14 protein-coding genes are annotated in these 14,312 nt (G+C 28.3%); 9 read left to right on the top strand and 5 right to left on the bottom strand.

Translation table 11 applies throughout. The features are described 5' to 3' along the window. The 4 genes from ACRDBA_RS09970 to ACRDBA_RS09955 form a co-directional block, all read left to right on the top strand. Positions 1–726 (top strand): FUSC family protein (locus ACRDBA_RS09970; RefSeq protein WP_438572774.1); only part of this gene is annotated, 726 nt, incomplete at its 5' end. Positions 727–863: 137 nt separating this feature from the next. After that, positions 864–1,406 (top strand): chromate transporter, encoded by a 543-nt coding sequence (locus ACRDBA_RS09965; protein WP_438572773.1) that lies wholly within the window; start codon positions 864–866, stop codon positions 1,404–1,406. After that, positions 1,406–1,972: a chromate transporter gene (locus tag ACRDBA_RS09960; protein WP_438572772.1), complete on the top strand. Its 567-nt coding sequence runs from the start codon at positions 1,406–1,408 to the stop codon at positions 1,970–1,972. Before ACRDBA_RS09965 ends, ACRDBA_RS09960 begins: the two co-directional genes overlap by 1 nt. 146 nt (positions 1,973–2,118) lie before the next feature. Further along, entirely contained in the window at positions 2,119–2,460 is a 342-nt protein-coding gene (locus tag ACRDBA_RS09955) for a zinc ribbon domain-containing protein YjdM (RefSeq protein WP_438572771.1), read from the top strand. Positions 2,461–2,559: 99 nt separating this feature from the next. Here the strand turns inward: ACRDBA_RS09955 and ACRDBA_RS09950 are convergent, their stop codons facing one another. Further along, positions 2,560–3,018, bottom strand: a complete 459-nt coding sequence (locus ACRDBA_RS09950; protein WP_438572770.1) for a MarR family winged helix-turn-helix transcriptional regulator — start codon at positions 3,016–3,018, stop codon at positions 2,560–2,562. Positions 3,019–3,065: 47 nt separating this feature from the next. Beyond that, positions 3,066–4,460, bottom strand: a complete 1,395-nt coding sequence (locus tag ACRDBA_RS09945) for an MATE family efflux transporter (RefSeq protein ID WP_438572769.1) — start codon at positions 4,458–4,460, stop codon at positions 3,066–3,068. 208 nt (positions 4,461–4,668) lie between these two features. Between ACRDBA_RS09945 and ACRDBA_RS09940 the strand changes: the two genes are divergently transcribed. Continuing rightward, a complete protein-coding gene (locus ACRDBA_RS09940) occupies positions 4,669–5,172 on the top strand; it encodes an ABC transporter ATP-binding protein (protein WP_438572768.1) in 504 nt (167 codons plus the stop codon). Next, complete coding sequence (locus ACRDBA_RS09935; RefSeq protein ID WP_438572767.1) at positions 5,099–5,896, top strand: hypothetical protein; 798 nt, start codon at positions 5,099–5,101, stop codon at positions 5,894–5,896. The genes ACRDBA_RS09940 and ACRDBA_RS09935 overlap by 74 nt, the downstream gene beginning before the upstream one ends. Here ACRDBA_RS09935 and ACRDBA_RS09930 read toward each other — a convergent pair. From ACRDBA_RS09930 to ACRDBA_RS09920, 3 genes are all read right to left on the bottom strand, one after another. Then, the gene (locus ACRDBA_RS09930; RefSeq protein ID WP_438572766.1) at positions 5,885–7,147 is read right to left on the bottom strand and encodes a class 1 isoprenoid biosynthesis enzyme; all 1,263 of its coding nucleotides are present in this window, start codon (positions 7,145–7,147) and stop codon (positions 5,885–5,887) included. The genes ACRDBA_RS09935 and ACRDBA_RS09930 overlap by 12 nt on opposite strands. Positions 7,148–7,384: 237 nt before the next feature. Further along, a complete protein-coding gene (locus ACRDBA_RS09925; RefSeq protein WP_438572765.1) occupies positions 7,385–8,179 on the bottom strand; it encodes a TPM domain-containing protein in 795 nt (264 codons plus the stop codon). A gap of 2 nt (positions 8,180–8,181) precedes the next feature. Next, a complete protein-coding gene (locus ACRDBA_RS09920; RefSeq protein ID WP_438572764.1) occupies positions 8,182–8,751 on the bottom strand; it encodes a LemA family protein in 570 nt (189 codons plus the stop codon). A gap of 166 nt (positions 8,752–8,917) precedes the next feature. On the opposite strand from ACRDBA_RS09920, the gene ACRDBA_RS09915 reads away from it, so the two are divergent. From ACRDBA_RS09915 to treC, 3 genes are all read left to right on the top strand, one after another. Then, positions 8,918–10,546 (top strand): glycoside hydrolase family 13 protein, encoded by a 1,629-nt coding sequence (locus tag ACRDBA_RS09915; protein ID WP_438572763.1) that lies wholly within the window; start codon positions 8,918–8,920, stop codon positions 10,544–10,546. 155 nt (positions 10,547–10,701) lie between these two features. After that, positions 10,702–12,123, top strand: coding sequence for a PTS system trehalose-specific EIIBC component (treP, locus tag ACRDBA_RS09910; RefSeq protein ID WP_438572762.1), 1,422 nt, complete (start codon positions 10,702–10,704; stop codon positions 12,121–12,123). 142 nt (positions 12,124–12,265) lie between these two features. Beyond that, positions 12,266–13,933, top strand: a complete 1,668-nt coding sequence (treC, locus tag ACRDBA_RS09905) for an alpha,alpha-phosphotrehalase (RefSeq protein WP_438572761.1) — start codon at positions 12,266–12,268, stop codon at positions 13,931–13,933. Positions 13,934–14,312: the final 379 nt, after the last annotated feature.

Genomic DNA, 14,312 nt, shown 5'->3' with positions numbered 1-14,312 from the left:
TTAGGATCAATATTAATTGTAATTTTATTTGATATATTTAAAGATACTACAATAAGAACTTTAATAATAATGCTTGCAGGATATATTGGAAGTTATATATCAGAATATAAATATAATATGATTTTAGTGACAGTGTCAGCTATAGGTTCAGTTGCGCTAATGTCAGATTATGCTTCAGTTTTAAGTATTGAAAGAGTGGTATTTGTAGCATTAGGTTTAATAATTTCATTGATAATTAATAGGTATTTATGTACCTATAAAATAGAAGATTCAAATAATGATTTGATAAAGCTTTATGATGATTTAATTGAAAAGATGATTATAGAAGTGCAAAACTCTTTAAAGGATGTAAGAAATGAAAATGTAGTAAGAAATTTATTTATTAGATCCTCACTTATTGAAGAAAAAATAAGTGTTAATAATCAAGCATCAATAAATCCTAAAAGTGAGATTTCTTTAGAAAATCGTAGATTACTTACAAATAGTGTTTATAGATTATATATAAGAATATTAAAACAAAAGGATTATAAGGATTCTTTAAATATAATAACAGATTCTTTAAAAGATTCTTTAAAAAATAAAGGGAAAAACTTAACAGAAATAATAGAAGGAACAAAAGGTAAAATAAAAAACATAGAAAGTGTAAATGATAAATTAATGATTTTAAGTTTGCTAGAAATAATTTGTGAGATTGACTACTTAGACAAACAAAAAATAAATTGCTAGTTAATAAAATTACGATAAAAGAATTGTGTCTTTTTAAGGAGATGCAGTTCTTTTTTTTATGATATAATTATAAGAATCTAAATATTAGATAAAATAATATTAAAGTAAAATTTATATAATATGAATTGGAGAGAAAAATGAAGGAATTATTTGATTTATTTATTACCTTTTGTAGAATAGGAGGACTAACCTTTGGTGGAGGTTATGCAATGTTGCCTATGTTACAAAAGGAAGTAGTTGAAAATAGAAAATGGGCAACAGAGCAAGAGGTGTTAGATTACTATGCAGTAGGTCAATGTACACCAGGCGTTATAGCTGTAAATACTGCAACATTTATAGGATATAAAACTCATGGGGTAATGGGAGCTATATCAGCAACTACTGGGGTTGTATTTCCGTCCTTAATAATAATAATGGTTATAGCAGCCTTTATTCAAAATTTTGCTGATTTAGCAGTAGTTCAATATGCTTTTTCAGGAATAAGAGTTGCAGTAGCAGTATTAGTTGTAAATGCAATAATAAAGCTGTGGAAGGCTGGAATTAAAGATATTATAGGAACTATAATTTTTATAGTTACATTTATAATTTCAGTAGCATTTAATCTTTCACCAGTTTACGTAGTAATTGGAGGGATATTCGTAGGGATTTTTGCTAAGAGAGAAAGGGGATTAGATAAATAATGACATACTTACTTTTATTTTTAGAATTTTTTAAGATAGGACTTTTCTCAGTAGGTGGGGGATTAGCAACATTACCCTTTTTATATAATTTAGCAGATAAATACACTTGGTTTGATAGAGCATTACTAGCAGATATGATAGCTATATCGGAGTCAACTCCAGGTCCAATAGGTGTAAATATGGCTACATATGCTGGATATCATGCTGGTGGAGTTTTAGGTGGTATTATAGCAACAATTGCATTAGTTTTACCTTCAATAATAATAATTATATATGTAGCAAAATTTTTAGGTAAATTTAATGAAAATAAATATGTTCAATCAGCATTTTATGGTTTACGTCCAGCTGTAACAGCATTAATAGCAGTTGCAGGTTTTGAAGTGCTTAAGATATCAGTTTTAAATATACAAAGATTTATGACAACAAATAGGATATTAGATATTATAAATATTAAGTCTGCAATATTATTTTTAATACTTCTTTATATAACAAATAAAAAAAATACTCATCCATTACTTATCATAGGAATATCTGCAATTATAGGAATATTATTTAAGTTTAGTTGATATAATCATATTTGAAAAATTGGGGATAATAAGTGTGATTGATTATAATTTGTCAATGTTAAAATACTATGATAGTATATAAGATGCAATTATATAAGAAATAGCTTATATAGTTAAATTTGATAACAAATGGAGGAATTTAAAGAATGAGTACTTTACCAAATTGCCCAAAATGTAACTCAGAATATACATATGAAGACGGAAGTCTTTTAATTTGCCCAGAGTGTGCATATGAGTGGACTCCAGGTGGAGAAGTTGCAGCTGATGAAGATACATTAATAGTTAAAGATTCAAATGGTAATCTTTTAGTAGATGGAGATTCAGTTACAATAATAAAGGATCTTAAAGTAAAAGGTGCTACTTCAGCATTAAAGAAGGGTACAAAAGTAAAAAATATACGTTTAGTAGAAGGCGATCATAATATAGATTGTAAAATAGATGGTTTTGGAGCTATGAAATTAAAATCAGAATTTGTTAAAAAGCTTTAATAAAGGATTTTTAATTTATCCATGAACTGCTTAACATAGCATATAAAAAACTCACTAGTATAAAATCGTACTAGTGAGTTTTTTTAGGATTAAATTAATTTAATGAGGTATATTATCATTTTCAAAAAAATCATCTGAATTATATTTAGTTATTTTACGAAGTATGTGGAATAATTGATCAACTTCAGCTTGATTTAAGCCATCAATCAATTGACTTTCCCATTTTTTTGATATTTCTAATATTTCATTTTTTTGATCTAAAGCCTTTTCTGTTAAGTAAATATGATATTTTCTTTTGTCTTTTTCATTCGCTTCTAGTCTAACATAGCCTTTTTCTTCAAGCTTTTTTATAGCTCGAGTAGTTGTAGCTTTATCTACACAAATTTGTTCAGTTAAGTATTCGTGGCTACAACCATCAACTAAATAAAGTCTTAAAAGAAATTGATATTGTCCAAAACCAAGTTCATACTTATCATATTTTTTTGATAAATAACTAGCACCAAGGCGATGTAAATAACTTATATATCTTCCGATACCTTCTGTTTCATAATATTTCATAAATTTAATCTCATTTCTTAAGTATTCTTTTTTATAATTATATCATACTAATTAGCTATTTGTGCATTAGGACAATTTTCTATATCTTTATCGCATTTAAGATCTTTCATTTCTTTAAATATTAAAACTCCAGATAATAATACTGCTAGTAAATCAGCTATAGGACCTGCAATCCATACACCTTGTAAACCAAATAACTTAGGTAATATTAAAAATGCAGGAATTAGGAATATTACTTGTCTAGTAAGACTTATAATCATTGCTTTCTTAACTTTTCCTACAGCTTGGTAGTAATTAGACGCAGTCATTTGTATACCGATTATTGGTAATGATAATAAGAATATTCTCATTCCTGATACAGTTAATTGAGTTAACTCAGGATCGTTATTAAACATTGAAACAGCTAACTCAGGGAATATTTGCATAAATAAGAAACTAACAACTAGTATTATAGTAGAAATAGCTAGTGAATATAAATAAGTAGTTCGTACACGCCCATATTCTTTAGCTCCATAGTTATACCCCATAATTGGCTGTGCACCTTGATTAAGTCCAAAAATTGGCATAATAAATACAGTACTTAGTGAAGTTATTATTGCCATTGCACCAATTGCTAAATCACCACCATGCTCAATTAAGCTTCTATTTGCAATTAAAGTAACAATACTACTTGCAATTTGCATACAAAATGGTGCTAACCCAATCATAACAATTCCCTTTAATACAGTAAAGCTAGGAAGCATATCTTTTTTAGTTATTTTTATTGTAGATTTTTTACTTCTTGTAAAGTAATTAATAACCCAACATGTAGCTATAAATTGAGAAATAACAGTTGCATAAGCTGCACCAGCTATACCTAAGTTTAAGCCGAAAATAAAAATTGGATCTAATATAATATTAACTAATGCTCCAATTATCATTGTAAACATAGCTACTTTAGGATTTGAGTCAGAACTAATTGAGTGATTTAATCCAAAAGCACATAGGTTACAAATAGTACCTACAAATAATGGTCTCATATAAGCAAGTGCATAAGGCATAGTTAAGTCTGTTGCACCAAATAAACTTAAAATAGAAGTAGCAAAAACATTACCTAAAATTGCAATTAAAATACTTACTACTAAAATACTTAAGAATCCATTACCTAAATATTTTTGTGCTAAACCTCTTTTTTGCTTTCCAAAAGCTATAGATATACTAGCAGAAGTACCTATTCCTATTAACATACCTATTCCAGTAATTATTTGAGTAATAGGCATTGTAATACCAACACCAGTTATAGCTAACCCTCCAATGTCTGGTATATTGCCTATATACATTCTGTCAACAACGTTATAAAGCATGTTAACAACCATCCCTATAATAGCAGGAATGGAAAATTTAATTAATAGTTTACCTATTTTTTCCGTTCGTAAATCATCATTATCTATTTTTGCTGCCATATCTAAATCTCCTTTTATTAATATTGTTGCGTAGTCAACGAAATATAGTTTAACATTTATTCGTTGACTACGCAACGTTCTTTATAAAAAAATATATTTTCTTACAAAACTGTAAGGAATACTTACGGTTTTGTAAGTGGCTTTATACATACCTGGATTTTATAATAAGGCTATAGGATATATAAATGGAAAAGGATGGTTGATATAAATGTTAGAAATTAAAAATCTTAAGAAAACATACAATTCAAAAGGGGGAGAATACCTAGCACTTCAAGATGTAAGTATGAAGGTTAAAAAGGGAGAGTTTGTTTCTGTTATGGGACCTTCAGGATCAGGTAAAACAACTTTATTAAATTGTATCTCAGGATTTATTGGAGGTAATAGTGGAGAAATTTTATTAGATGGTGAAAACATTTTAAATATAGATGAAAATAAGTTATCAGAAATAAGACAAAACAAATTAGGGTTTGTATTCCAAGACTTTATGCTTATAAATGGTTTAACAGTACTTGAAAATATATTCCTTCCACAAATAATAGCAAAAAAAACACTAGAAAATATGGAAAGTAAAAGTGAGTTACTATTAAATACTTTTGGAATAAATGAAATAAAAAATAAATATCCAAATGAAATATCAGGTGGACAAAAGCAAAGAGTGGCAATTAGGTTTAATTGGAGCTATATTAATTCCAGTAGGAATTATATTATTTAATGTTGCAGTAGTAAGTGATGGATTTTTAGGAAAGATAACTTTTGCATTTACATTAAGTGATCCTTATGATTATGCTGTTCCAGTAGGTTTCCAACAAAATGGCTTTGGAGAAGAGGAAATAAAGGAATTAGCAAATGAATATAATGTTGGTTTAAAAGATTTTACAAGCTTTAATTCTTTATTATTAGGAATGTATAGCGAAGATGTTGATTATAGAGGATCAGCTAATTTTGTAAGTGAAGATGATTATAATAATCTTACAGGAGAAAGCTTAGATGTTGAAAAGAGAACTATTGTAGACTTTAATTCATTTAATTCTTCACATGAGAGTGATTCTTATGAAATAAGCTTTTTAAATGGTACTACACAAGACGTATTTGAGTTAACTAAAGTAAAATCAATTTCTAAACCAGGAGTATTATCAAGTGATGAGAGATATAAAAAGAATTTCTATATAATAGATAATGAAGATTATAGTAAATTAGATAATATATTAGATGAGAGATTTAAAAATCAATGTTATATGTTTAATGTTTCTAATTGGAAAGAAACAAAGGAGTTTTCTAATAGATTATTTGATGAAATAGTAATTTGGAGTAATAAATATATCTATAGAAAAATAAATAAGTACTTTATAAGTAGTACAAGAAAATTTACAAAAGTTTTCTTGTACTATTTAATTATATGTGAAAAAAGCTACCTAGGTAGCTTTTTATTGTATTAAGTAAAGAATTATATCCTCAATAGATGTATTTGAGTAAGAGGGTTTTAAGGACTTAAATGATTTAAGGATATGCTTTTTAAAATTTAAGCTATACTTATATGAAAAGGGTAAATAGTCCTTTATAGTTTCAATATATTCTTTAGAAAAGAAGCTTTTGCTATCAATTATTGCAAATAAAATCATGTTTACACAATTTAATTTTATTAAATCCTTTAGCTCATTTACATTTTCACATTTAAAGCATTTTGAAGTATCGATAACTTCTATTGTTAAGTTTATTAGCTTATTTACTACTAAGTCTAAAGGATAGTTTTTAGCTAATTGAGACATTATAGTCATATGATTATTTTCTAAATCAGTTTTTACATCTTGAAGATCATCACAAAGCTGAAGAAAGAATCCATATCCATAAGCAAATATTTCTTCATCTAAGGTTAAGTTCCCATTAATAAGATAACCATCAGCTAAAACAGATGTACCACCTTTTTCAATAGATATACCAAGTATGTCCTTTTCATAAGGAATGCTAAAAATATCTTGCTGAGTAAGGCTTTTAATTTGACCTTCATGAATTAAAAGTAATTTATCATATACATCTTTAAAACTTTCTCTTTCAAAATCCTCTTCTATGTATTTAACTAATTTAAATACTTTTTTTTCATGATTATTTATAGGAGAAATATCTAGCCCCTGTAGTCTTTTTGTAAATCTAGAATTGAAATTTTTCTTTTCTTTTAATGTAATATTTGTATCATCTAAATAATTATCTGTATAAGGGTAAAGCATACTATAACCAAAGGAGGCCATTGTAAATTTAATATCTTCATTTATAATTTTTTGGAAGATGTTAATTATCCAAATATTTCTTAAAGCTTGTCCTATGTCTTCAAAGGAAATGTTTTTATCAAAAGCTTTACTAGCTTTTATAAAATCCTTTGTACTTGTAAAAAATTGTTCCTTCATTTCAGTATCTAAAATACCTAACTTAAAAATTTCTTGATTTAGTATTATATCTTCTATTAAAGCTAAACCGTTTTCTCTCCATAATATTTTTTCAGAGCTTTCTATAGGAAAGGATTTTATATGGTTAATTAAATCTTTTATAAAGGAATCTAGAGATTTTTCATTGTTTAGTTTTTCTATATCTGATTTTCGTGAGAGGAAGGAATTTAATAATGTATTAGAATTCCACCACATATTTCGATAAAGATAATTTAAAAAATCTATATCGTTAGTATTATCTTGATGCAAAAACTCACCTCTTTTAACAAAATTCTATGGATATAATTATATACTAATATAGTATTATTTTCCATAAAGTTAATAAGAGCAATATTTCAAGTATAAGCGGACTTATAATATTCAGAGAGATTTCTAAGTCCATCTAAGAGAGAGAGGTTTGATTTTAGATAGAGATTATTAGAATAATAAAAGCGCTTAGATAAGCTGAATAAGTATTATCTAGGCGCTTATAGTTATATTATTAAATTACCAGCTTCCAGAGGAACCACCACCATTTGATGATCCACCACCAAAGCCTCCAAATCCGCCACCACCAGATCCAGAACCTCCACTACCGCCTCTAGGTCCATTACCTCTTCCAATATTACTCCAAAAGGCTATTTGTAGAAGGGTAGAAAAAATACGACCTCTATTAAATATCAAATCTAAAAGAATTAATACTACTATTATAGAGATAGCTATTCCTCCACCTGAACTAGAGCCACTTTCCGCTGGCAGGCTAATGTTAAGAGATTTATTTAAGGTTACTCCATATTCATTAGCTATAGAATCACTAAAGGTACTATAAGATTCTGTAAGACCTTTAGCATAGTTTTCTTCCTTAAAGTTTGGCTTTGCAATTGACTCCATAATTCTATTACTTAGTGCATCAGGAATGGCTCCTTCAAGACCACGGCCAACTTCAACTCTCCACTGTCTATCATTTAAGGCTAAAAGAATTAAAAGCCCATTATCTTTACCTTTTTGACCAATTCCCCAGCTTCTAAATAATTTATTTGCATAGTCTTCAATTGGAACATCCTTTGTTGAATCAACAATGACAACTACAGCTTGAGCTCCAGTTTTATCCTCTAATTCTTTTCCAATGGAAATAATATTCTTACTGCTTTCATTATCCATTATCCCAACATAATCATTTATATACTTATAGGAAGTTGGGGTTTCAATATTATCTGCAGCAAATACAAAAATCGAAAATGAAAAAGATATTAAAAGAACAAAGAGCGTAAGGAATCTTAAAAATTTATTTTTTATCTTCATAATTAGCTAGAAAAATCTACGGATGGAGCTTCGGTAGCTCCTTCAGCAGCCTTAAATAATGGTTTTTCTTCAAAACCAAATAATGATGCTAACAAATTACTAGGAAAGCTTCTTCTTTTAGTATTATAGTTAGTAACTGCTGTGTTGTAATCTTGCCTTGCAATAGCAATTCTATTTTCAGTTCCCTCTAGCTGTATAGATAAATCCTTAAAGTTTTCATTAGATTTTAATTCAGGGTATCTTTCAACAACTACTAATAATCTAGATAAAGCATTAGAAAGTTCATTATTTGCAGTAGCTTGATCAGAGATATTTGTAGCTCCAGCTAATTTACTTCTTGCATTTGCTATGTCAGTAAAAATTTCTTTTTCTTGAGATGCGTAACCTTTTACAGTACTGACTAAGTTAGGAATTAAGTCAGACCTTCTTTGAAGCTGTGTATCAATATTAGCCTGAGCTGTATTAACAGTTTGTTCTAAAGAAACTAGCTTGTTATAGCTTCCTACAACGGGAAAGGCTATTACTGCTAAAAGAACAACTATAAGTATAGTGATTTTAACTCCCTTATTCATTTAAAAACCTCCTTTTGATTATTATAGTAATAATATTATTAATTAAGCTATTTAGTATTATATACAAATGAATGGAAAAATATTAAGGTAAATTTATATTTTAGCCATTGTACTTTATAAAAAATAATATATAATAAACATATACGTACAAGATGGAGGGGTTAATATGGAGAAAAAATGGTGGCATAGTTCAGTAGTATATCAAATATATCCAAGAAGCTTTAAAGATTCTAATGGTGATGGAATAGGAGATATTAATGGAATTATAGAAAAGCTTGATTATTTAAAGGAATTAGGGATAGATGTTATTTGGCTAAGCCCAGTGTATAAATCACCCAATGATGACAACGGTTACGATATAAGTGATTACTGCGACATTATGGATGAGTTTGGAACAATGGAGGATATGGAGAGTTTACTAAAGGAAGCAAAAGAAAGAGGAATTAAGATTCTTATGGATTTAGTAGTTAACCATACTTCAGATGAGCATCCTTGGTTTATAGAAGCAAAAAAATCTAAGGATAATAAGTATAGAGATTATTATGTATGGAGAAAGCCTGTAGATGGAAAAGAGCCAAATGACTTAATATCAACATTTAGTGGTAGTGCATGGGAGTTAGATAAAGAGTCAGGGGAATATTATTTACATTTATTCAGTAAAAAGCAACCTGATTTAAATTGGGAAAATGAAGCTGTAAGAAAAGAAGTTTGGGATTTAATGAATTTCTGGATAGACAAGGGTATAGGTGGCTTTAGAATGGATGTAATTGACTTAGTAGGAAAGGTTCCAGATGAAATGATTAAAGAAAATGGACCAAAGCTACATGATTATTTACAGGAAATGAATAAAAAGTCCTTTGGTAACCATGACTTATTAACAGTAGGGGAAACTTGGGGAGCAACACCAGAAGTAGCTAAGCTATATTCAAATCCAAGTAGAAATGAGTTAAGTATGGTATTTCAATTTGAGCATATAAGCTTAGATAAAATTCCAGGAAAAAATAAGTGGGATTTAAAGCCTTTAGATTTAAGAGATTTAAAGAGAGTATTATCTAAATGGCAAACTAAATTAGATGGAGAAGGATGGAATAGTTTATTCTGGAATAATCATGATTTACCTAGAATTGTTTCAAGATGGGGTAATGATAAAGAATATAGGGGAGAAAGCGCTAAAATGCTAGCAACCTTATTACATGGAATGAAGGGAACTCCTTATATTTATCAAGGTGAAGAAATAGGGATGACTAATATTAAGCTTAATTCTATAGAAGAATATGATGATATAGAAATACGTAATATGTATAAGGATAGATTATCAAGAGGCTTTAAGCATGAAGAGTTAATGGAATCAATATATGCAAAGGGAAGAGATAATGCAAGAACTCCTATGCAATGGGATGATTCAGAAAATGCAGGGTTTACAACAGGGAAGCCTTGGTTTGTAGTTAATGAAAACTATAAGGAAATAAATGCGAAATCATGCTTAGAGGATGAAAATTCTATATTTAATCATTATAAAAAGCTTATAGAAATAAGAAAAAATAATGATACTATAATTTATGGAGATTATAGATTAATAGATCCAGAGGGATGTAATATATTTGCATATACAAGAAGATATAATGAAGATAATATATTAGTAGTATGTAATTTCTATAGAGATGAAATCCAATTCTCCTTTGATGAGGAGTTAAAGAGAAATCCTGAAATATTAATAAGCAATTATAAAGATTCAAGTAAGGATATTAAAAATTTAAAACTTAGACCCTATGAAGCTATAATGTATAGATTATAAGAAATAATAGTAGTAATCATTTAAATGATTGCTACTATTTCTGCTTTAAAATATATTAAAAAAATATTTTATTGAAAACGATTGACATAGCTTGTACGTATATGATAATATACAAACATAAGATGTACGTACAACAAGAAAACGGAGGCGACGACATGACAAACTTTAGTAATGATGTAAAGCTTTTAATAGAATATGTAGGTGGAAAAGAAAATATTTCAGCATTAACACATTGTGTAACAAGATTAAGATTTGTATTAAAAAATCCTAAAAATGCGGATGCAAAAAAAATAGAATCATTAGGATCTGTAAAAGGAACATTTACTCAAGCAGGGCAATTCCAAGTAATTATTGGACCAAAGGTTCAGCAGTTTTATCAAGAATTCATTAAACAAACAGGAATAAAAAGTGAAAATAAAGAAGCAGTAAAAGAAGCAGCAAAAAATAATATGAACTTACTTCAAAGAGTAGTAGCAAATTTAGCGGAAATATTTGCTCCTTTAATACCAGCAATTATAGTTGGTGGTTTAATATTAGGATTTAGAAATATTATTGGAGATATGAAGCTTTTTGAAGAAGGAACTAAAACTTTAACTGAAATCTCACAGTTTTGGAATGGGACAAATAGTTTCTTATGGTTAATAGGTGAGGCTATATTCCACTTCTTACCTGTAGGAGTTGTTTGGTCAATAACTAAGAAAATGGGAGCTAACCAAATGCTTGGTATAGTTCTAGGTATTACATTAGTTTCTCCACAATTATTAAATGCCTATGCAGTAAGTGGAGCAGAAACTATTCCAGTATGGGACTTTGGATTTACTCAAATTGAAATGATAGGATATCAAGCTCAAGTAATTCCAGCTATGTTAGTAGGATTTACTTATGTATATTTAGAAAGATTCTGGAAGAAGGTATCACCAGAAGCAATACAAATGATAATAGTTCCATTTTTCTCATTAGTACCAGCAGTATTACTTGCACATACAGTATTAGGACCAATTGGTTGGGCTATAGGAAATGGAGTTGCAACAGTTGTTCAAGCTGGATTTAACTCAACATTTGGATGGTTATTTGCAGGAGTATATGGATTTGTTTATCCAATACTAGTTATAACAGGATTACATCATACATTATTACCGATAGATTTACAGCTTATAGCAACAACAGGTGGAACATATATGTGGCCAATAGTTGCATTAGCAAACATCGCTCAAGGGTCAGCAGCATTAGGTTATGTTTACTTAAAGAGAAAAAATGCAGAAGAAAAGCAAGTTGCAGTACCAGCTACAATATCAGCATATTTAGGTGTTACAGAGCCTGCAATATTTGGTGTTAACTTAAAATACTTCTATCCATTCCTAGCAGCAATAATAGGTTCAGGAGTAGCAGGAGTAGTTTCAATGATGACAAATTCAGTAGCAAACTCAGTAGGAGTTGGAGGATTACCAGCTATCTTATCAATGAGAGGATCAAGTATGCTTCCTTATTTGATGTGTATGGCAATTGCAGTAGTAGTACCATTTATATTAACAGTAATATTCTCAAAGACTAAGCTTGCTAAAGTAGGAAGTAAATAAAAATATAATAGTTTATAAGGTAAGGGTACTCCTTACCTTATAGTTTTAAAATAGAGAAATATAGTAGCTGTTGACATTTTTTTAGATTAAAGATATTATAAAGTTAACATATACGTACAAGTTGATTGGAGTGACATATAGTATGAAGGATTTTAAGAAAAGTAGTGTATATCAGATATATCCAAAATCATTTAAAGATTCTAATGGAGATGGATTAGGAGATCTAAGTGGTGTTATTGAAAAGTTAGACTATTTAAAGGAATTGGGAGTAGATTATATTTGGCTAACACCATTTTATATATCACCACAAAATGATAATGGATATGATGTAGCAGATTATTATAATGTAGATAAAAGATATGGAACTATGGAAGATTTTGAAAAGTTAGTTTCAGAAGCGAAAAAGAGAAATATTGATATTATGCTAGACATGGTATTTAATCATACATCAACAGAACATGAATGGTTTAAGAAGGCTTTAAAGGGTGATGAAAAGTATAAGAACTATTATATTTTTAGAAAATCTAAGGATGGAAAGGCTCCAACTAATTGGGAATCAAAATTTGGAGGAAACGCATGGGAGTATGTAGAAGATCTTAATGAATATTACCTTCACTTATTTGATAAAACTCAAGCAGATTTAAATTGGGATAATGAAGAATTAAGAAAAGAAATATATAAGGTAGTTAACTTCTGGATAGGAAAAGGAGTTAAAGGATTTAGATTAGATGTTATTAACTTAATATCTAAACCAAGTACATTAGAAGATGATAATGTTGGAGATGGAAGAAGATTTTATACTGATGGACCAAATATCCATAAGTATTTAAAGGAATTAAATGAAAATACTTTTGGTAAGTATGATGATATAATCACTGTTGGAGAAATGTCTTCAACATCAATAGATAATTGTATTAAGTATTCAAATAAAGAAGAAAAAGAATTATCGATGGTATTTAATTTCCATCACTTAAAGGTAGATTATAAAAATGGTGAAAAATGGTCATTAATGGACTTTGACTTTGCTGAATTAAAAAGAATATTTAGCACATGGCAAAAGGGAATTATTGACGGAGAAGGCTGGAATGCAGTATTTTGGTGCAACCACGATCAACCAAGAATAAATTCTAGATTAGGGAATGTGGAAAAGTATCATAAGGAATCATCTAAGATGTTAGCTACATCAATTCATATGATGAATGGAACACCTTATATTTATCAAGGTGAGGAATTTGGTATGACTAATCCTGAGTTTGAAGATATAAATGAATATAGAGATATAGAGTCAATTAATTACTATAATATTTTAAAGGAAAAGGGTATTGCAGAAGATGAAATACTTAAAATTTTAAAATCTAAGTCAAGAGATAACTCTAGAACACCAGTACAATGGAATTCAAAAGAAAATGCAGGATTTACAACAGGAACTCCATGGATAAATCCTTCAAAGAGATATAAGGAGATTAATGCAGAAAATGCATTAAAGGATAATGATTCAATATTTTATCATTATAAAAACCTTATAAATATAAGAAAAAATGAAGATGCTATAGCATATGGAGATTATAAGTTATTATTAGAAAATCATAAGAATGTATATGCATATGAAAGAAGCTATAATGATGAAAGTGTAATTGTTATAAATAACTTCTATGATAAGCATGTAAAAATAGATTTATCTGATGAAGTTAATGTTAATGATAAAAATATAGAAATCTTAATTTCAAATTATAAAGATAGTAAAATAGATTTTTCTAATATTGAATTAAGACCATATGAATCAATTGTTTATAAATTAGTAAGTAAGTAAGTAAGTAAGTAAGTAAGTAATAGATGAGAGCTTTATGCTTTCATCTATTTTTGAATATAAAAATAATTATTAGCTTCAGGTGGAGTTTTACAAAGTAGTGTGGCTGTTGTTATCTCACTCTTAAAGATGAGTGGTGTTACAAGCGAGATCCATCAGATAAAGAAAGTGTATTTAATAAATAAGGGAAGGGAATTTTATTATGGAAAAGAATCAGTATATAAATTTATTGGAAAATTTAAATATAATAAGGTTACTATTTTACATTAAAGATAAGGCTAATATATAGTATAATATATCTAGAAACATTAAAGAAAAATTAGGAGAGATTATGAGCAGTAGCAAATATGTTAGTATATATAATGAAATAGTAAGCAATATA

The sequence above is a fragment of the Clostridium sp. genome (genome assembly GCF_051654825.1).
GTDB lineage: Bacteria > Bacillota > Clostridia > Clostridiales > Clostridiaceae > Clostridium.
Note: the sequence above shows the minus strand (reverse complement) of the source record. Positions and strands in the feature narration are given on the sequence as shown.

What these genes read in the sequence shown, in the direction of transcription:
- ACRDBA_RS09965 (WP_438572773.1), top strand. Translation starts at nt 864, where the DNA reads ATGAAGGAATTATTTGATTTATTTATTACCTTTTGTAGAATAGGAGGA.
- ACRDBA_RS09950 (WP_438572770.1), bottom strand. Translation starts at nt 3,018, where the DNA reads ATGAAATATTATGAAACAGAAGGTATCGGAAGATATATAAGTTATTTA.
- ACRDBA_RS09920 (WP_438572764.1), bottom strand. Translation starts at nt 8,751, where the DNA reads ATGAATAAGGGAGTTAAAATCACTATACTTATAGTTGTTCTTTTAGCA.
- ACRDBA_RS09925 (WP_438572765.1), bottom strand. Translation starts at nt 8,179, where the DNA reads ATGAAGATAAAAAATAAATTTTTAAGATTCCTTACGCTCTTTGTTCTT.
- ACRDBA_RS09955 (WP_438572771.1), top strand. Translation starts at nt 2,119, where the DNA reads ATGAGTACTTTACCAAATTGCCCAAAATGTAACTCAGAATATACATAT.
- ACRDBA_RS09945 (WP_438572769.1), bottom strand. Translation starts at nt 4,460, where the DNA reads ATGGCAGCAAAAATAGATAATGATGATTTACGAACGGAAAAAATAGGT.
- ACRDBA_RS09915 (WP_438572763.1), top strand. Translation starts at nt 8,918, where the DNA reads ATGGAGAAAAAATGGTGGCATAGTTCAGTAGTATATCAAATATATCCA.
- treC (WP_438572761.1), top strand. Translation starts at nt 12,266, where the DNA reads ATGAAGGATTTTAAGAAAAGTAGTGTATATCAGATATATCCAAAATCA.
- treP (WP_438572762.1), top strand. Translation starts at nt 10,702, where the DNA reads ATGACAAACTTTAGTAATGATGTAAAGCTTTTAATAGAATATGTAGGT.
- ACRDBA_RS09960 (WP_438572772.1), top strand. Translation starts at nt 1,406, where the DNA reads ATGACATACTTACTTTTATTTTTAGAATTTTTTAAGATAGGACTTTTC.
- ACRDBA_RS09940 (WP_438572768.1), top strand. Translation starts at nt 4,669, where the DNA reads ATGTTAGAAATTAAAAATCTTAAGAAAACATACAATTCAAAAGGGGGA.